This window comes from Nonomuraea sp. 3N208 (assembly GCF_052245935.1).
Taxonomy (GTDB): Bacteria; Actinomycetota; Actinomycetes; order Streptosporangiales; family Streptosporangiaceae; genus Nonomuraea.
This window is the reverse complement of sequence record NZ_JBQQBR010000055.1, coordinates 49,664-66,251: the sequence shown is the minus strand read 5'-3', so window position 1 is coordinate 66,251 and position 16,588 is coordinate 49,664. Positions and strand designations below refer to the sequence as shown.

Annotated in this window: 15 protein-coding genes; 5 read left to right on the top strand and 10 right to left on the bottom strand. The window is 70.2% G+C overall.

Going from position 1 to position 16,588, the window contains the following annotated elements:
* Both ACTWPT_RS51270 and ACTWPT_RS51265 read right to left on the bottom strand, forming a co-directional pair.
* Nucleotides 1-1,491, bottom strand: a complete 1,491-nt coding sequence (locus ACTWPT_RS51270; protein WP_443184860.1) for an amidohydrolase — start codon at nt 1,489-1,491, stop codon at nt 1-3.
* 155 nt (nt 1,492-1,646) lie between these two features.
* Nucleotides 1,647-2,450, bottom strand: a complete 804-nt coding sequence (locus ACTWPT_RS51265) for an ArsR/SmtB family transcription factor (protein ID WP_443184859.1) — start codon at nt 2,448-2,450, stop codon at nt 1,647-1,649.
* 245 nt (nt 2,451-2,695) lie between these two features.
* Between ACTWPT_RS51265 and ACTWPT_RS51260 the strand changes: the two genes are divergently transcribed.
* Nucleotides 2,696-3,061: a VOC family protein gene (locus ACTWPT_RS51260; protein ID WP_443184858.1), complete on the top strand. Its 366-nt coding sequence runs from the start codon at nt 2,696-2,698 to the stop codon at nt 3,059-3,061.
* A gap of 79 nt (nt 3,062-3,140) precedes the next feature.
* Here the strand turns inward: ACTWPT_RS51260 and ACTWPT_RS51255 are convergent, their stop codons facing one another.
* The 4 genes from ACTWPT_RS51255 to ACTWPT_RS51240 form a co-directional block, all read right to left on the bottom strand.
* A complete protein-coding gene (locus ACTWPT_RS51255; RefSeq protein ID WP_443184857.1) occupies nt 3,141-3,854 on the bottom strand; it encodes a type 1 glutamine amidotransferase in 714 nt (237 codons plus the stop codon).
* On the bottom strand, nt 3,844-5,073 hold the full coding sequence (locus tag ACTWPT_RS51250; RefSeq protein ID WP_443184856.1) for a MurT ligase domain-containing protein: 1,230 nt from the start codon (nt 5,071-5,073) through the stop codon (nt 3,844-3,846). The genes ACTWPT_RS51255 and ACTWPT_RS51250 overlap by 11 nt, the downstream gene beginning before the upstream one ends.
* A 155-nt stretch (nt 5,074-5,228) precedes the next feature.
* Nucleotides 5,229-8,198 (bottom strand): ATP-binding protein, encoded by a 2,970-nt coding sequence (locus tag ACTWPT_RS51245; protein ID WP_443184855.1) that lies wholly within the window; start codon nt 8,196-8,198, stop codon nt 5,229-5,231.
* Nucleotides 8,199-8,272: 74 nt separating this feature from the next.
* Complete coding sequence (locus ACTWPT_RS51240) at nt 8,273-10,216, bottom strand: hypothetical protein (RefSeq protein ID WP_443184854.1); 1,944 nt, start codon at nt 10,214-10,216, stop codon at nt 8,273-8,275.
* Between the two features lie 169 nt (nt 10,217-10,385).
* On the opposite strand from ACTWPT_RS51240, the gene ACTWPT_RS51235 reads away from it, so the two are divergent.
* Nucleotides 10,386-11,045 carry a hypothetical protein gene (locus ACTWPT_RS51235; RefSeq protein ID WP_443184853.1) on the top strand — a complete coding sequence of 220 codons (660 nt, stop codon included), beginning with the start codon at nt 10,386-10,388 and terminating at the stop codon, nt 11,043-11,045.
* The gene (locus ACTWPT_RS51230) at nt 11,045-11,701 is read left to right on the top strand and encodes a hypothetical protein (RefSeq protein ID WP_443184852.1); all 657 of its coding nucleotides are present in this window, start codon (nt 11,045-11,047) and stop codon (nt 11,699-11,701) included. Before ACTWPT_RS51235 ends, ACTWPT_RS51230 begins: the two co-directional genes overlap by 1 nt.
* Here the strand turns inward: ACTWPT_RS51230 and ACTWPT_RS51225 are convergent.
* Nucleotides 11,652-12,302: a hypothetical protein gene (locus tag ACTWPT_RS51225; RefSeq protein WP_443184851.1), complete on the bottom strand. Its 651-nt coding sequence runs from the start codon at nt 12,300-12,302 to the stop codon at nt 11,652-11,654. The genes ACTWPT_RS51230 and ACTWPT_RS51225 overlap by 50 nt on opposite strands.
* 252 nt (nt 12,303-12,554) lie before the next feature.
* On the opposite strand from ACTWPT_RS51225, the gene ACTWPT_RS51220 reads away from it, so the two are divergent.
* A complete protein-coding gene (locus ACTWPT_RS51220) occupies nt 12,555-13,088 on the top strand; it encodes a hypothetical protein (RefSeq protein WP_443184850.1) in 534 nt (177 codons plus the stop codon).
* Here the strand turns inward: ACTWPT_RS51220 and ACTWPT_RS51215 are convergent.
* Entirely contained in the window at nt 13,078-14,337 is a 1,260-nt protein-coding gene (locus ACTWPT_RS51215; RefSeq protein WP_443184849.1) for a hypothetical protein, read from the bottom strand. The genes ACTWPT_RS51220 and ACTWPT_RS51215 overlap by 11 nt on opposite strands.
* A 207-nt stretch (nt 14,338-14,544) precedes the next feature.
* On the opposite strand from ACTWPT_RS51215, the gene ACTWPT_RS51210 reads away from it, so the two are divergent.
* Nucleotides 14,545-15,096: a helix-turn-helix domain-containing protein gene (locus ACTWPT_RS51210; RefSeq protein ID WP_443184848.1), complete on the top strand. Its 552-nt coding sequence runs from the start codon at nt 14,545-14,547 to the stop codon at nt 15,094-15,096.
* On the opposite strand, the gene ACTWPT_RS51205 is transcribed toward ACTWPT_RS51210, so the two are convergent.
* A complete protein-coding gene (locus ACTWPT_RS51205) occupies nt 15,075-15,959 on the bottom strand; it encodes a methylated-DNA--[protein]-cysteine S-methyltransferase (RefSeq protein WP_443184847.1) in 885 nt (294 codons plus the stop codon). The genes ACTWPT_RS51210 and ACTWPT_RS51205 overlap by 22 nt on opposite strands.
* The gene (locus ACTWPT_RS51200) at nt 15,956-16,507 is read right to left on the bottom strand and encodes an RNA polymerase sigma factor (RefSeq protein WP_443184846.1); all 552 of its coding nucleotides are present in this window, start codon (nt 16,505-16,507) and stop codon (nt 15,956-15,958) included. The genes ACTWPT_RS51205 and ACTWPT_RS51200 overlap by 4 nt, the downstream gene beginning before the upstream one ends.
* Between the last annotated feature and the right edge of the window lie 81 nt (nt 16,508-16,588).

Here is a 16,588-nt window from a genome sequence, read left to right as displayed (position 1 = left end):
TCAAATCCCCTTCCGCCAGGTCCAACGGCCGCCGAGCATAGTGCCGGCGACGGGCATCTCGCGGAGCGTGGTGGCCGAGGCGGTGTAGGGGTCGGCGTCGACCACGACGAGATCGGCGGGGTCTCCCTCCGCGAGCCTCGCCCTGCCCGTGCGGGTGGAGGCCGCCAAGGCCTGCGCCATCGAGATCTCCTGCTCCGCGTGCCACCGGTCCCGGTCGTCCCGGCTCCGGTGTACGGCCGCCGCGAGCGAGACCCACGGGTCCAGCGGAGCGACCGGAGCATCGGAGCCCAGGGCCAGAGCAGCGCCCGCCGCGTGCAAGGCACCCAACGCGAACGCCCGATCCGTCCGCCCTGCCCAGAGCTGGTCGGCTACGTCGCGGTCGTCCATCGCGTGCTCGGGCTGGACGCTCGCGACCACACCGAGCGCGGCGAACCGGTCCAGGTCCGATCGGCTGAGCAACTGTGCGTGCTCGATGCTGCCCCGCGCGCCGACCCGCTCGAACGCGTCCAGCGCGAGCGTGTTGGCGTGGTCTCCGATCGCGTGCACGGCCGGCCGCAGTCCGTGCGACCAGGCCTTGCTCATCAACGTCACGAGCTCGTCAGGCGGGACGAGCAGCATGCCGTACGGGTGCTCCCCCTTCTCCAGCCCCGGGTAGGGGTGGTGGCAGTACGCCGTTCGCGTGTTGAGCGACCCGTCCGTGATCACCTTGAACGGTCCCATCTCGACCAGCCCGTCGGTACCGGGGATCACGTCACCGGTGCGCAGCCCCCGGGCGATCGCCTCATCCAGGCGCCCCGGCCAGACGCCGCAGGCCACCCGCAACATCCGGTTACCGTCGCGCACGCGGCGTACCCACGCGTCCAGAGACCAGGGCGCCTCCAGCTCGACGACGCCGACGACGCCGCGCGCGGCCGACGCGGCGGCGGCTTCCCTCGCCCATCCGTCGAGCAGCGGGGCGGGCAGGCCGGCGAGTTCCTCGGCGATCGGTTGCCACTCGGTTTCGCGGAGGATGCCGGTCGGATGATCTGCGTGGCCGTACCGCCGGGCCGCGGCCGAGTTCATCCAGCAGCAGTGCAGGTCCCCGCTGGCCAGAACCACGGCGACGTCCGAAGGCGTCACGGCGTCCAGCAGGTCACGGTGTGGCTCGTCCGGCCACAACGCGTCCCGGAACCCGTAGCCGACCAGCGGAAGGCCTGCCTCTGGCGGTTTGGCGCGCAGTCGTTCGGCCACCAGCCGGACGGCCTGCGCTGCCGACGACGCCCCGGACAGGTCCAGGCGTTGCCTGGCCAGGGTCCACTGGTCGAAGTGGACGTGGTGGTCCCAGAGGCCGGGCAGCACCGTCCGCCCGTCGACGTTCACCACCTCCCAACCGGGCTCGGCGGGGATGAGCGCGCCGATGCGCGCCACCTGCCCGCCCGAGAGCAGCACGTCGCCGAGCGTGTCGCCCCGGCCGAGCCGGGCAGCGCGGATCAGCGTCGAGCCGTCGTTCATGCACTCTCCTCCGGTGGTACGCGAGTCGGCATGATAACGACTATCTCTGCTGAGGAATCGTCTGGCCTAGATGACGCCGCCACAGCAGGGCAGTGGCTTGTTGTGGGGTGAGCACAAACCCACGCCGGCGTCCGGCGACGGATCCCCAAGGGAGCTCAGGAGCGGGCTTCTTCCTCTTGCGGCAGGGTCTCTCCTGTCTCCAGCAGCGTCTTAAGGCTGGACAGGATCGCCGGCCAGCCCTCGCTGATCGACTCCCTGACGGCGCTGCCGGGCTCGAAGCCGCCGTGTACGACGGTCAGTTTGACCATCTGGCCCTGCGGTTCGATGTCGAACGTCACCGTGGACCGCGGCTCCGCGGCCCATTTAGCGACGTCGTCGGCGTCGAAGCCGAAGACCTTGGCGAAGTCGGGGGTGAAGGTGTGCCAGGTGTAGGCCAGGCGGCGGCCGGGCTCGGCCTCCAGCACGACTTGCTCGGTGTCCTCGATCGTGATGCCGCCCTGCTTGTAGGTCACCGTCGAGCCGACCTTCCAGTCGGACTCCAGGACGGCTCCCCAGTAGCGCTCGGTGAAGGCCGGGTCGGTCAGCGCCTGCCAGAGGCGTTCGGGCGTGGTGTTGATGTACGTCGTGTAGACGAAGTCGGTGCCGGCCACGTGCGTGCCCTCCAATGCGGTTTTGAGATCGGCCAGCGCGCTGGCTCGCCGGCGGTCGTACTGGTTGATCCAGCGTTCGGCGATGGCGTTGATCGGCACGGCGTTGAGGTAGTGGAATTTCTCCCGTCCGCGCCACACCGTGGTCACCAGGTTGGCCGCCTCCAGCACGGCCAGGTGTTTGCTGACCGACTGCCTGGCCATGTCCAGGCCGGAGCACAGCTCGCGCAGGGTCTGCCCGTTGCGGGCGTTCAGGCTGTCCAGCAACCTGCGGCGGCTGGGATCGGCCAGCGCCTTGAAAACCTCATCCATCCACCGCACCTCTGCCAAAATGCAGCCATTTGGCTGCATGACTTCACAATAGGCAGCCAGATGGCTGCATGTCAACACGCCACCAAGAGGACCTACGCCGCTCGGGCAAACAGCGTTGGGCCTTACTGAACCCTGCCAGCCGCCGGGCCGTGCTGGCCGGGCATCGGGAATGGCTGCTGGGAAGGGTGCATGCCTTGTCGCAGATGGCCCGCAAGGTGGATCGGTACATCGAGAAAGGAGTCAGGATGCCGCAGGTGACCAGTCCGCGCATCGTGCAAGTGACGGTCAACGTCCGGGACCTCAAGGAGGCCAGAGACTTCTACGAGGGGGCGTTCGGAGCCGAATACCGGGAGGAGATCTCGTCGTTCCAGTTTGGGACCTGGCCGGGTGACGAGTTCTTCCTGCTGACGGTCGCACACGAGCCGGGCCATCCCGGTCCGGAGGAACGCTCGAGATTCGGGTTGCTGGTCTCCGATGTCGACGCGGCGCATCGCCGGGCGCTGGAGGCGGGGGCGGCCGAACTGGAGGCGCCGATCGACAGGCCGTGGAAGCCGCGCTCGTCCTCCCTGTCCGATCCGAGCGGCAACCGCGTCGACCTCTTCCAGGCGTGATGCGCCCGAGCGATCTTCTCACCGGCAGACACGCCCCGGCTCGGGCCATGGCACACAGGTCATGGCCCGAACGCTAAGGTCAGGTCTCCAGGACGGTCGCCAGGCGTTCCTGGCGGAGGGCCTCGTAGCGGGAGTCGTCGAGCGGGGCCAGCTGCCCGGCCCGCCACGACAGCAGCAGATCAGCCAGCGCGGGGTTGCGGGCCAGCGCCGGCCCGTGCAGGTATGTCCCGACCACGTGGCCCGCGTAGCAGCCCTCGAAGCCGTCACCGTTCCCGACGCCCTTGACCGTCCTGGACAGCGGCCTGACGCCGGGACCCAGGTGGGTGACACCCATGTGGTTTTCGAAGCCGGTCAGCGTCGGCAGGTTGAGCGTGGCGTCCACCTCGGCGACCAGCTCACCCACCGCCCGGGCCGGGCCGCGGGAGCTGGCGATGTCCAGAAGGCTGATCCCGTCCACGGGCTGGCCTTCCTCACCGCCGAACGTGCTGCCCATGATCTGGTAGCCGGCGCACACCGCAAGCAGGGCCGCCCCGCCGGCGACGGCACGGTGGAGGCCGCCGTCCCTGCGCAGGCGCTCCGCGGCCAGGATCTGGGGCCGGTCCTCGCCGCCGCCGATCAGGTAGATGTCGCCGCTCTCCGGGACCGGGTCCGCCGACCGTACGTGGATCGTCTCCGTCTGGATCCCCCTGCGCTGCGCCCGCTGCTCCAGGACGAGGACGTTGCCCTGGTCCCCGTACGTGCTCAGCAGGTCGGGATAGATCCAGACGATGCGCAGGACGCTGTCAGACGGCACGACCGAACTCCGATCGGATCTGCTGGAAGGCGGTGTAGTTGGCGATCACGTCCACCCGGCCGGGCGGCTGCATGGCCAGCGCCTCCGAGAACGTATTGCACAGCGTGAACGGCACGTCCGCCACGTCGAGCCGGAGTGCCAGGTCGAGGCGGCGTTGGCCGGTGACGAAGACGGGACGGCCGCGCAGGATGCGGTAGTCGACGTCCCACAACCAGGATGTGTCGCGGCCGTCAGGGCCCTGCGCGTTGACCGAGAGGATGATCGGCAGCTGCGGGTCGGCGACGTCGAACGCCTCCAGCCAGCCTGCCGGATTCTTCGCCAGCAGCAGCCGCGCGTGTCGCCCTTCGCGCTCGACCGTCGTGTAGCGGCCGGCCACCGAGGTGACCTCGCGCAGCCGGGGCAGCGCCCGCTCCACCGGCACCCCGAACGCCTCCGCGACCGCCAACGCCATCACCGCGTTGGAGCGGTTGGCCAGGCCGGGAAGCTGGATGTCCAGCTGCCAGCGCTGCCCGCGCGGGTCGACGGCCACCTCGTCGTCCACCGCCCACTGCGGCTCGGGCCGGTGGAACGTGCACTCACTGCAGGCCCAGAACGCGTCCTTGCGGTCGAGCGGGCCGCCGCACTCGGGGCAGCACCAGGAGTCTTCCTTCCACCGCTGCCCGCCGGCGACCCACGTGACCTTGGCCGCCGTGGAGGCGCCCCAGGTGACGAGCGGGTCGTCGCAGTTGGCGATGACGTGGGTGGGCTTGCCCGACAGCGCCCTGCGCCACTTCTGGGCCAGCAGCCAGATCTCGGCGGCGCGGTCCATCTGGTCGCGGCTGAGGTTCATCAAGCAGACGACGCCTGCGCCGGTGGTGTCGAGCACCTCGGGCAGGTATTTCTCGTCCACCTCCAGCACGCCGTAGGGGGCGGCCTTGTGCTGGGACAGCGCTGAGACGTGGCCGGCGGGCATGTTGGCGCCGAACGCGTTGGTGGCCACATCCCCGAGCTCGAGCAGCGCCGAGGTGATCAACCTGGTTGTGGTGGTCTTGCCGTTGGTGGCGCTGACCAGGGCCAGCTTGCGATCGTGGGCCAGCTTGCGCAAGAGGTCGGGCTCGAGCAGCAGGCCGACCCGCCCGCCGATCACCGAGCCGTCGCCGCGCCCGGTCATCCTGGACAGCGTGGCAGCACTGCGTCCCAGGGCGCTGGCGAGCTGAGCCCGCAGAGGAAGCTGGGTCATGCCCAAGGATCCTAGTCGGCATTGGCCTGTAGTCAGGTGACGCGCGCGCGAAATCGCCATCCCGTTGGCGGCCCGTGGGCCGGGCGCTAAGGGTTGGCGCCGGGAGGGGGCGGAGGTTGGAGCTGGTGGCCCGTGCGTCGCAAGGGTGGCGGGTGTCACGACGGTGTCGGTGAGGGATCCATGAAGGAGATCTCCGGGGCGCCGCCGTGGTCGAAGGGCAGGACGAAGCGCCGCGGCCAGGACAACACGCCCTCCAGCCACCCGGCGCCCATGGTCTGCCCCACGTGCCGGATCCGGGCCGACGACTCGATGCCGATCGCGACGGTCGTGATGTCCCGCTGCACGCTCTCGTTCTCGTCATCCCCCAAGATGGCCCGCCACGCCAGCACCCGGTTGCGATCCACCTCCATCGACAGCGGGTGGTGCCGCAGCGCCTTGGCCCGGTGGCCGAGCAGCTCCGTGTGCACCCGATCCACCGAGGCGGCGCCATTGCCGTTGGGTGAGCGGAAGAGCGCGTACTCCATGGGCGGGGCGGGGTCGCGCAGGTTCGGGGCGGGCCGGCCGTGCGGGAAGAGCCTGTCCACCTCGTGCAGCCACCGCACCTGAGGAATGACCCACGACGCCCCAGGCCGCTCGCCCCCGCCGTCCAGGCCTGCGAGCAGGCGCGTGGCCGCCTCCGCGGCCTTCTCGGTGAGCAGCGCGGGGTCGAACCAGCTACGCAGCGACCAGGCGCGGCGCTGCACCGCACGCTCGATCAAGGTCGCCAGCAGGCATTCGCGTCGCCGCGCCGGCAGGTCGGACCAGGCGGCGGACAGGGCGCGCGGCACGCCGGGGAGCGGCCGGTTGCTGACGTAGGCGAGGACGACGGTGTCGCACCAGATGCGTAGCCACGCCCAGTCAGGGGCGTCGGCGAGCACGTCCGCCTCACGCAGCTCCACGAGCGTGCACGCCTGCCCGGTGCGGCACTGCGCGCCGCACGCCGCCGACCTGCGGCCCCGGATGGGCGGCGGCGGGCCGGGGAGGACCTTCTCCCTGGATTCGCCGAGCGGTACGCGGACCCGCAGCGGCCGGTCCATCCCGTCGGCGAAGACCGCGGCCGAGCCGGGCTGGAGCGAGACCACGTGCCGGGACTGCTCCTCGCTCAGGTTCATGGCGGCGCCGACGAGCTTCCTGTCGTCCTCGGCGGGCAGCCGGTGCACGACCTTGAGCGCGGTGTTCTTGACCACGTCGGAGACGAGCTTGGTGGGGATCTGCTCGGCCACGACGATGCCCTCGCCGTACGCCCTGATCTCCGCGAGCAGCCCGGCCAGCAGCTCCACGGCGTGCGTGGAGGCCCGCCCGTGGCCGCGGTCGCGCAGCAGCCGGTGGGCCTCCTCGATCACGATGACGTGGCGCAGCTCGTGGGACTTCTCCTTGCGTGCCCGCATGCGCAGGTGCTCGACGATCCTGATGATCAGCGTGCCCATGAGGAACGCCTTGTCCTCGTCGTTGGCCACGTCCTCGATGGCCAGCACGACGTCGCGTTCGAGCAGGCCGCCGATGTCGGCGGGGTGGCCACCCTCGAAGAAGCGCCCGGCCGAGCCGACCCGCAACGACCGCAGCCGCAGCGAGATGAAGCCTTCGACGTCGGCCTGGACCTCGCGGCCGTACCCGATCTCCTTGATCACGTCCATGGCGTGCTGCTGGAGTTGCTCGAGGGTGGGGACGCTGGGCGGGACGTCGGAGCCGGGGATCGCGCCGCCGGTGACGACGTCCCAGCCGGTGGCCTCGTAGACCCGCTGCAGTGCCAGCGACATGATCTGCGGAAACGGCTCCTCGGCGTCGAAGGCGGCCATGAACAGCGCCCTGACCATGTCGATGTGGGCCTGGACCGGGTAGCCGGGCTCGGGTTCGAGCGGGTTGATGCTGAACGGCACGCCGTCCGGCGCGGACGGGTTGATCACGGTGACCGGTTCTTCCACGCGGCCGGCCATGGCGGCGTACTCGGACTTGGCCGGCTCGATGGCCAGCCACGGGATGCGTGCCCTGCTGAGCTGCTCCAGCAGGTGCCTGACCGTCTGCGACTTGCCCGAGCCGGTCGCCCCGGTGATGAACGCGTGCCTGTTGAGCGTGGCCAGCGGCACCCGGAACGTCCCGACGCCCCGGTCCTGCCCGTCCAGGATCTCCCCCAGCTCGAGCTCGCCGCCGTCGGCCTCGGAGGTCACGTCGAAGAAGCCCGAGTCGAGCACGCGTACGCCGGGCACCTCCCGCCTGGGCAGCCCGGCCAGCGCGGCGAGCGCTCCCGCGGTGGCGGCGAACGGGGCGGCGGCGCCGTCGGCCGGGTCCTGCATGGTGAGCGCGAGGGCCTCCGACAGCGCGTAGACCGCGCGATGCGAGCTACGCAGCCGGTACGGGTGATGGCTCATCTCGACAGACCCGACCAGCACGGGCGCGATCTGCCGCAGCTCGTCGGCGGTGGCCCCGCCGGCCAGCACGCGCACGTTCCAGAGCCCCGCCTCCCTGAACGCGTCCAGCTCCTGCATGCGCCGCTCGGCCCGCTCGGCGTCGAACCTGGAGCGCTCAGAGGCGTCGCCGTACTGCCTGAGCACGTTGAGCTGGGTACGCAGGTGCGCCACCTCGGCGTCGAGCAGGTCCGTCGGCTCGGCCACCACCAGCCACGCGAACGGCCGGGACATGAGCGTGACCAGCGTCGCCTCGAAGAGCGTCGGCCGCGTCAGCTCGTCAGGATCCGCCTTCTCCCTGCTGCCCAGCGGCGGCGCCTGGCGCCCAGGGCACGGCGTCCAGACCAGGTCCGCCAGGTCGGCCAGGTATTCGTCCGACAGCTGCACGCCCCGGGCGCCGCCGGGGAACAGCAACGGCTGCGGCCCGCTCGGGTTGCCTGGCGTGTCGGTGGCCCGGCGCGGCTGGCGCGGTGGCGACAGCGGCCCCGCGTTGGTGATGAGCTCGAGCGGCGCCCCAGAACCCCGCGACAGCCACCCGATGACGAACGGCCGGTCGCGCTGCGCCGCCGACAAAACGGCGGGCAGCACGGTGACGAAATCCCATTCGGCCGACGAACTTCGCGAGGGCGCGGCGATGGACTGGATCCGATACCAGGGCCCGGTCAGCGAGACGCTCGGCTGCATTCTTCAATCCCCCACAGACGGTTTCTTTGTCAAACTCCGCCAACCGTCAGCTCGTCACCTTGACATTGACCATCTCATTGCCTTCCCTTTCGCCAGTCCAGGCGTGGCGGTGGTGGCCCCAGGTTCGGCGGCGGCTCCCCGTCGCCGTCCTGTGCCTGGGGATCGAGCGCCAGCACGGCCTCGCGCACGTCCTCCAATTCGCCCAGTGTGGTCTTGGGGAAGGTGAGGATGGCGGGGTTGGCGTCGGCGAGGCGGACGCGCCTGCCCTGGGCCGTGGCGTCCGTGACGATCACCGAGGTCGTGGGCAGCTGCTGGAGCTGATGCGGCTCGACGAGGAACTCACGCGACCGCTGCAGCACCCGCTCCTTCTCCGCGATCTTGTCGGCGCTCCTGCCCCACTCGGTGGACTCGGTGATGTCCCCGGCGAGGTCGGCGCTGCCCTCCTCCCGCTCCTCCCTGGCATCGTCCACCTGCGAGATCGTCGAGGTGTAGCCGCCGTCAAGGCCCGGCAGCGAGTCGCTGATCGTCTCGGTCAGCTGGGCCAGCTCCAGCCGGTGCTCGGTCCCGACGTGCTCGCTGGCGACCCGCGCGTCCTCGGCGTTGCCCAGCCGCATGAACGCCACCGCCGCGTGCCCACGGCCCAGGCGCTCCCGAACGGTGGGGGTGAGCGACCGATAAGTCAGGACAAGTCCGGTACGGGAGGTCTCGCAGGCATCCATCAGCCGGTCGAGCACGTCGCCCCTGAGCTTGTCCGCGCCCGCCACGATGATCGTGTGGTACCAGGGCCGGTCGGAGGCCGGCGACTGGCGCAGGATGTGGGTGAGCGCGGTGGCCACATAGGTGCCGAGCACGCGGTTGCCGAACACGCCGGCCTGCCGGTCCATGCTCACCACCCGGAGCCGGGCGGGCGGCAGGCGTACGGCCTCGGTGCCGAGCGTCTCGAGCTTGCGCAGCTGGGACTCCAGCGCCCACGCCCGCTCGATCACCACCCGGTCGCTCACCCCGCGCCCGAACAACGTCCCGATGCGCTCGAGCTGGGTCGCGGTGATCAGGCCGAACCGCAGGTCGTCACGCGGGTCGCCCACCTGCGCCAGCGCCCGCAGCGCGGCCGTGACCTGGCTGATCGTGGCGTTGTCCCCGAGGACCTCCAGCACCCGCTCCAGGATGGCGTTGTCGAAGCTGAGGTCGCGGGTCGTGCGGTGTTCCTCGCTCACGCTCACCACGTGCGCCAGCACGTCCGCGAACGCCTCAGGCTTCAGCGTGGCGCCCAGGTCTAACCGGGGTAAGTCAACCGGCAGCACCCAGACCAGCGGATCGTCGCCGCCCTTGCGGGCCAGCTCGATCAGGTCCTTCGCGATCGCCCCCTCAGACAGGTCCAGCACGGTCAGGTGCCCGCCGCTGTAGAGCCGCGTGGCCCCGAGCAGGGTGACCAGCGCCGACCAGCCGGGCAGCGTGCCGCCAGCCACGTCGATGCGGTCGATCTCGTGAGGTACGGCCACCGCGTACCACGTGAGCTGCCTGTCGTAGCGCTCCTTGGACTCCTGCCACTCGCGGTAACGCTTGGCGTGCTCCTCCTGGGCGCGGAACAGCTCTTTGTCACGTTCCTGGCGCTGGCGCTGATCCCTGGCCTGCTGCTCGAGCACCCGGTACTTCACCGCCCGATCGCCCTGCAACAGCGCGTAACTGCAGATGCCCGCCACCCCGCCGGCCGCGGCCAGCGCGACGAGCGCGAACGGCCAGGCGAGGTAGCCGGCGACGGCCACGGCCAGGATGAGCACGCTCAGCACCAGCATGAACAGCCGGAAGAGGCGTACCGGCCGATTGAGGATGTCCTCCTGGAGCCGCTCGCGGCGCATCAGCTCGATCTCGGCGGGGTCGGGCTCGGCGGTGGCGGGATCCTCGGCGGGTGAGGGGCGTTTGGGTGGTGGTCCCGGGTCGGCGTGCAGCAGAATGTACTGCCAGCCCAGGTAGATGCGGTCCGCCTGCAGCTGGGCATGATCGGGATGCACGTCGGTCACGTGACCCTCCGGCCGCGATATGTCGTTAGGTGTAGGGGCCAGCCCTTTCCGCTCCGTGACAGCGTATGAGCTTCAAGCCCTGAAGCGGCAGAGTTCTCCGCAATTTCGACCAGTCCGATGGGAGCATTGCGGCAGATGGGACAAGCGATACCTACTACCATCTTTGCTCATGACGGAACCCTCCGGCGCCAGCACTGACAAGCCACGACGCCCGGTAGTGGTGCCCGTAATGGGCCTGGTGGCACTCACGGCCGTCGGCATCACCGCGATCCTGGGCGGTCTGAACGAACGACCCGAGCCTCCGCCAAAAGCGCTCAAGCTAGGGGAGATGCTCGATCAGGGCCAGTTCGACACCCAGGTCGTGGAGTCGAAGTTCATCGTGGAAAAGGCGGAGAGCCAATTCGCCGAGGACAAGCGCTACCTCGACGTGGTGTTCAAAGTGACGAACAAGACCGACCAGACCGTCAGCGTGGGCAGGCCGCCCGACGACAAGGGCAAGGGCTTCAACTTCGGCAGCACGCTGCTGAAGATGACACCGCAGATCAAGACCAAGTTCGGCCCCGACATGTTCGTCCTGTCCAAGGGCGTCACCTCCAGGCAGCTGCACCCAGGCGTGCAGTCCACGGTGGTCGCCCGCTACGAACTGGACGCCGCCACGCAGCCGCCGAAGCAGGTGAGCTACGACGTGGGCGCCATGGAACTCGTGGAGAATCCGCTCACTGGCCTCGGCAACTGGTTCCTGGTCACCGAGCCGGAGCCGCTCACCAAAGCGTTAAAGGAAAAAGTGGTCGCCAAGATCACCCTGTCCGTCGAACCGCAGGGGGCGTGATGACGGCCACCCAGCAGCACGCCGTGGCCCCGCGCCGCAGCCGCAACCGCAGGCAGGCCGCCCGGCGCAGCGGCTCTGGCTCCCGAGTCGTGCACGTACTCGCGGGCCTGGTCCTGGCCGCTGGGGCGGTGGCAGTCCAGTCGCTCGCGCTGTCGGCGGACGACATGGACATGCCGCTCACCTACACCGGCGCTAAGGGCCAGGACGTGGACGCGGGGCGCTTCTCCGTGCGCGTACAGAAGGTCTCCTCGGCCAAGGCGGTCAAGGTCGAGAACAAGAACGTCCCGACCGAGCAGGTGTTCCTGGTGGTGGAGGCCGCGGCCACGGTGCCCGCCGAACCCATGCACCTGGGCATGCCGAGCCTGCTCGCGGCCGACGGCAAGGTCTACGCCGCGAGCGACAAGATCGCCAAGGCCAAGACGCTGGCCAACCCCTGGATTCAGCCGGGGTGGTGGATCACGGGCCGGTTCGTGTTCGAGGTGCCGGCCTCGGCTCTGCCGGGCGCGCAGGCCGTGTTCAAGCTCCCGATCTCCGGCATCTACAGCGAGCCGCTGCCTCCGGAGGCGCAGATCGACCTCGGCATCGACGACGCCACCGCCAAACAGCTCACCACCGCGCCCGCAGCCGTCTTCGACCTGGACGAGAAGAAGAAATAAGGCCATGACCAGGAACGACCCGAGCCGCGACTGGTTCGCCCCACCTCCCGGCCAGCCCGACCAATCGCCCCAGCCCGACCAGCCACCGCAGCCCGACCAGCCACGCCCGTCCGACCGGCCGACCCACCCCGGGCAGCCGCCCCACCCTGGCCAGCACACCCAGCAGCCGCAGCCGGGGTACGGCTGGCCGACGCAGCCTGGGCAGCAACCGCCCTACGGCCAGCCTTCTCAAATGGGGCCGCAGCACGGCCAAGCCCCGCAGCCTGGGCAACCCCCGCAGTACGGCCAGCCCTCCCAGCACAGCCAAGCCCCGCAGCAGGGGCAGCCGCCCCAGTACGGGCAATCCCCCCAGCACGGCCAGCCCCCGCAGTACGGCCAGCCCTCCCAGCACAGCCAAGCCCCGCAGCAGGGGCAGCCGCCCCAGTACGGGCAATCCCCCCAGCACGGCCAGCCCCCGCAGTACGGCCAGCCGCCACAGTACGGGCCCCCGCAGCATGGGCGGCCCGCCCACCCCCAGCAGCGCCACGGCCAGCACCGGCAGCCACCGCCGCCCGGCCCGATGATGCCACCGCGCCGCGGCGCAGGTGCCTTCCCCGACCACCAGGTGTGGCCCCCCGCATCGCAGTCGGAGCCCATCGGCGGCGCCACGCAGCCTTTGCCCGTCGTCCCCGGCGGGGCGGCACATCCATCCACCGTCCCCGGCGGGACGCCGCTCCCGTCAACCGCCCCTAGCGGAGCCGAGGCACCGCGTCAGCCGTCTCCCGCCTTCACGCCGCCGCAGCCGCCGGAGACCCCTGCTCCGGCCACGCAGGAGCCCTCGCCGCCTCGCAAGCCGCGCACCCTGCTCCTCGGCGTGAGCGCGCTCGTGGCGTTCGTGCTGGCCGTGGGCATACCGACCGGCGACCGGTATCTCTTCTTCAAGAGCGGCCAGCCCGACGACATCGTGCACGAGGTCCCCGAGGGGCAGGAGAAGGCGTTCGAGCACGTGTCATGGAAGACGTCGATCGAGCCCATGGTGCCCGCGCCGAGCGGCACCACACCCGACAAGCAGTGGCTCAAGATCACCATCACCAGGAAGGCCCTCGACGACACCGGCAAGGTGCTCACCGCCAAGCCGGAGCTATTCCTGCGGGACAAGCAGGAGCGCACGTGGCAGGTGGAGGTCATGGAGGACAACATGCCGGTGGGCGAGGACGGCGTGGTCGGCAAGCCGTACTCGTACACAGCAGGGGCCGTCGTGCCCAAAACGGTGGCCGGCGAGGTCGAACTGCACTTGAGGCCGAACACCACCTACCGCTCCGACACTCCAGTGGAGAAAATCATGGAGATCAAGCCGGAGGAAGAAGAGAAGGCCAAGCACAAGGACGTGCTGGTGTTCAAGCGGTGATGTCCTCGCCCTGCAGCCGCGCCCGGGTGGCCGCGATGTCGAACGTCGCGGCCAGCACGGAGTAGGCCAGGACGGTCACCAGCAGGTCCTTGACGAACTCGACGGGCCCGCTGACCACCGTCCACATGTACGGTACATCGGAGCCGATGAGCGTCTTGACCACCCGCTCCAGGTAGTCGGCGCCCACGTGCAGCCCGACGTACAGCAGGCACATGAACCCGAACAGCGTGACGCCGCCCTTGACGGTGATCCTGAAGGCGTTGACCACGGGCACCCAGCGGTCCCGGAACCCGCCGATGAACCGGTCCGTGGCCCGCTGGGTGAGGTCGTGGCTGCCCTCCAGCCGGTCCACGCCCCGCTCCAGCCGGGTGCCGCGCAGCGCCCTGCGGGTGTCGTCGACGGTGCCGCCGAAGACCAGCACCGCGATCGCCAGCCAGGTGAGCGGCACGGCCAGCGCGTCGATGACGTGCGGCCAGACCTCGCCCACCCATTTCCAGAAGGCTTCCCAGCCGGGCACGTTCTCCTTGGCGTGCTCCCATGCCTCGGTCGCGCCGCCCACGACCTGCCGATGGGAGGCCCAGTCCTCGCGTGCCAAGGTGAAGGTGAAGACGGCGTTCAGGCCGCAGAACACGAAGGCGAACTCCGAGAACGCGGCGGCGATGCCGGAGAACTTGCCCTTGTTCTTCTCAACGAGGTGGGCGAAGAGCATGCGCATGCCGAAGGTCACGACCATGGCACCGAGCGAGACCCGCCAGTCCAGACCGGCGAACCCCATCCCGTACGTGACCTCTTCATCGGTCCCGTTGGCCAGGTTGTTGAGGATCGGCCTGTAGAAGTTGTCATCCAGGTTGTGGAACAGGTCCATCGATTGGAAGTCGGAAGCGTCCTTGATGTAGAGCTCCCAGGCCAGGTAGACGAGCGCGAAGGCAGGCCCGATCCGGTTGAGCGACACCCAGAACGGCTCGTCCTCCTGTCCGTCCGCCCTGCGCGCCTGGGTCTCCCAGAGCACCCGGCGCAGCGAAAGGAACATGCCCGTGATGACGGTCATGGAGATGAGGATCACCAGGGTCACCAACACCAGGGTCGCGACCAAGCGAACCTGTCTGAGGCTCCCGTGCGAGATCTCCGTGGCCGCATAGAGGATCGCCCAGCGAGACAGCTCGCCCGCGGAGAACCACAGGATCAGCGGCAGCGCGGCTTTCCCCGCGAGGCGTAGCGCGTGCAGGGGCAGCGAGTATGGCGAAGGCATCCGCTGAGCCGGTGTAGGCCCAGGTTGGGGCGGCGCCATCACTCCTGTCGAACCGGACATCTGTGGAATCGTATCGGTCTGTCTCTTGCGTCGCAGCCGCAACCCGAGAAAGCGCCATGGACCCCCACGTCCCTGAGGAGTGACAAAAGAATTATCGGGCGAAGAATGCCCGCGACGCGGCCAGCCGTCTGTTGCACCATGACGGGTATGGAGCCGCTGCCCGCGTTCGACGCCGACCCTCGCGTGGTGGGAGACCGGTTACGGCGGTTGCGGCAGGAGCGCGGTGTCTCGCTGTCCGAGCTCGCCAAGCGGGCCGGCATCGGCAAGGCCACCCTGTCCGGGGTCGAGACGGGCACACTCAGCCCTACCCTGGAGACGCTCTGGGCGATCACGGCGCAGCTCGGCGTGCCGATCGGGGCCATTCTCGACCCGCCGCCCGAGCCGCAGATCATGCGGGGAACGGCGATGGAGGCCGAGTTGCTCGAGGTGTTCGAGGACGACCGGGTCACGTACGAGCTCTACCGCGTACGCGTCCCGCCCGGTCTCACGCAGACCTCACCCGCGCACCACGAGGGCGTGACCGAGCACGTCACGGTTTTCAGCGGCACGCTGAGCGCGGGTCCGATCAAGGAGCCGCTGACGGCTGGGCCGGGGGATCACATCTCGTGGCGCTCCGACGTGCCGCACGGCTACCGGGCGCACGGCCCGGACATCGTTCGCGCCACGCTCTTGATGCGTTACCCCGCCAAGCCACCCTGAGACCCCGCTGATCCCTGAGAGACCGCCGATCCCTGAGAGACCGCCAAGCCCTGAGCGGGCCGGCAGGTGCGGCACGGGCGGTAACCGGCCGCGCTGGCCTGGGCGAGGGTGCGGAAGCCGTGCCGGTGGGCGGGCGTGATGCGCCTGGCGTTGTGGCACGTGGGGAAGCAGACGACGCCGGTGCTGTCGCTGGCCAGGTAGAACACGCGCTCCTCGGCCAAGCGCCGCAACCGCTCCAGGTCGACGCCTTCGGCCAGCAGCAGCCGTTCCTTGGCGGCCGGGCCGAACACGTAGTCGCCTGCCGCGCCATCCGACCTGGTGACCCGGTGGCACGGGACCAGCAGCGGCACCGGGTTGTTCGCCAGCGCCGTGCCCACCGCACGCACGGCCCTGGGCCGGCCGACGTGCGCGGCGATCCACGCGTACGGGCGGACCTCGCCCCGCGGGATTGTGCGCGCCGCCTCCAGCACGTCGCGCTGGAAGTCGCTCATCCCACGCAGATCCAGCCGGACCCCGGAGGCGCGTCCGGAGCGCAGCGCGGGGAGGAGCCCCGCGGGTGGCCGGGCGCGAGCTCCGGCGGGCAGCAGCGGGCGGCCGAAGCGCGCTCTGTGCGCCTGCGCGAAGCCGGGGCCCGCGTGCACGTAGGCGACACCCTGATCGGTGAACGCGACGCTCAGCTCCCCCAGGGGACCGGGCACGCTCACCCAGCGGGCGGCGATCCTGTCGAGCAACCTGTCCGGCGCGTCGGCGGCCAGCGCCGCCAGCCCGGCGAGCAAGCGGTCCTCGGTCAACGAGCGGCTCCCACCGGTGGGCATGCGGTCCGTCGAGTGCCCCCCACCGGTGGGCGTGCGGTCCTCGGTCATTGGGCACCTCCCATTGCGCGCAGCCGCCGCAACCCCCGCGACACGTGCGACTTGACCGTGCCCTGCGGGATCCTGAGCACGGTGGCGATCTCACTGACCGGCAGGTCGACGATGTGCCTGAGCACCACCGCGGCCCGCTGCTCCTCAGGCAACTGCCTCAGCAGCTCGGCCAGCTCGTCACCGGTCTCGCGGCGCACTGCGGCCGCCTCGACGTCCTGTCCGGGGTCGACGGTGTCCACCGGCTCGTCGCGCAGGTCGGGCGGCGGCTTGCGGGCCTTGGTACGAGACCAGTTACGCCAGAGGTTCACCAGGACCGTCATCAGCCACGCCCGCGGCTGGAGCGCGGCGATGCGGTCGCGGTCGTAGCCGGCCAGCGCACGGTACGCCCGCAGAAACGCCTCCGCGGTGAGGTCCTCTGCGCAGGCCCACCGCCCGCTCAGCCGCAACGCGGTCGAGAAGACGAGGTTGCGGTAAGCGCCGTACATCTCGGCGAACCCCTCGTCGAGGTCGTCGAGGAGCGCCTTGCACACCGGATCGATCGCACTCACGTGGAAGACAACACCGCCAGAGCCGGATCGGTTGCACGCGAAAAGGCCCGCGTCCGAAAGACGCGGGCCCTCACGACGCCG

Bases quoted from the DNA above. Each gene is read 5' to 3' on its own strand.
- ACTWPT_RS51270 (WP_443184860.1), bottom strand. From the start codon at position 1,491: ATGAACGACGGCTCGACGCTGATCCGCGCTGCCCGGCTCGGCCGGGGC.
- ACTWPT_RS51265 (WP_443184859.1), bottom strand. From the start codon at position 2,450: ATGGATGAGGTTTTCAAGGCGCTGGCCGATCCCAGCCGCCGCAGGTTG.
- ACTWPT_RS51260 (WP_443184858.1), top strand. From the start codon at position 2,696: ATGCCGCAGGTGACCAGTCCGCGCATCGTGCAAGTGACGGTCAACGTC.
- ACTWPT_RS51250 (WP_443184856.1), bottom strand. From the start codon at position 5,073: ATGACCCAGCTTCCTCTGCGGGCTCAGCTCGCCAGCGCCCTGGGACGC.
- ACTWPT_RS51245 (WP_443184855.1), bottom strand. From the start codon at position 8,198: ATGCAGCCGAGCGTCTCGCTGACCGGGCCCTGGTATCGGATCCAGTCC.
- ACTWPT_RS51235 (WP_443184853.1), top strand. From the start codon at position 10,386: ATGACGGAACCCTCCGGCGCCAGCACTGACAAGCCACGACGCCCGGTA.
- ACTWPT_RS51230 (WP_443184852.1), top strand. From the start codon at position 11,045: ATGACGGCCACCCAGCAGCACGCCGTGGCCCCGCGCCGCAGCCGCAAC.
- ACTWPT_RS51215 (WP_443184849.1), bottom strand. From the start codon at position 14,337: ATGCCTTCGCCATACTCGCTGCCCCTGCACGCGCTACGCCTCGCGGGG.
- ACTWPT_RS51210 (WP_443184848.1), top strand. From the start codon at position 14,545: ATGGAGCCGCTGCCCGCGTTCGACGCCGACCCTCGCGTGGTGGGAGAC.
- ACTWPT_RS51205 (WP_443184847.1), bottom strand. From the start codon at position 15,959: ATGACCGAGGACCGCACGCCCACCGGTGGGGGGCACTCGACGGACCGC.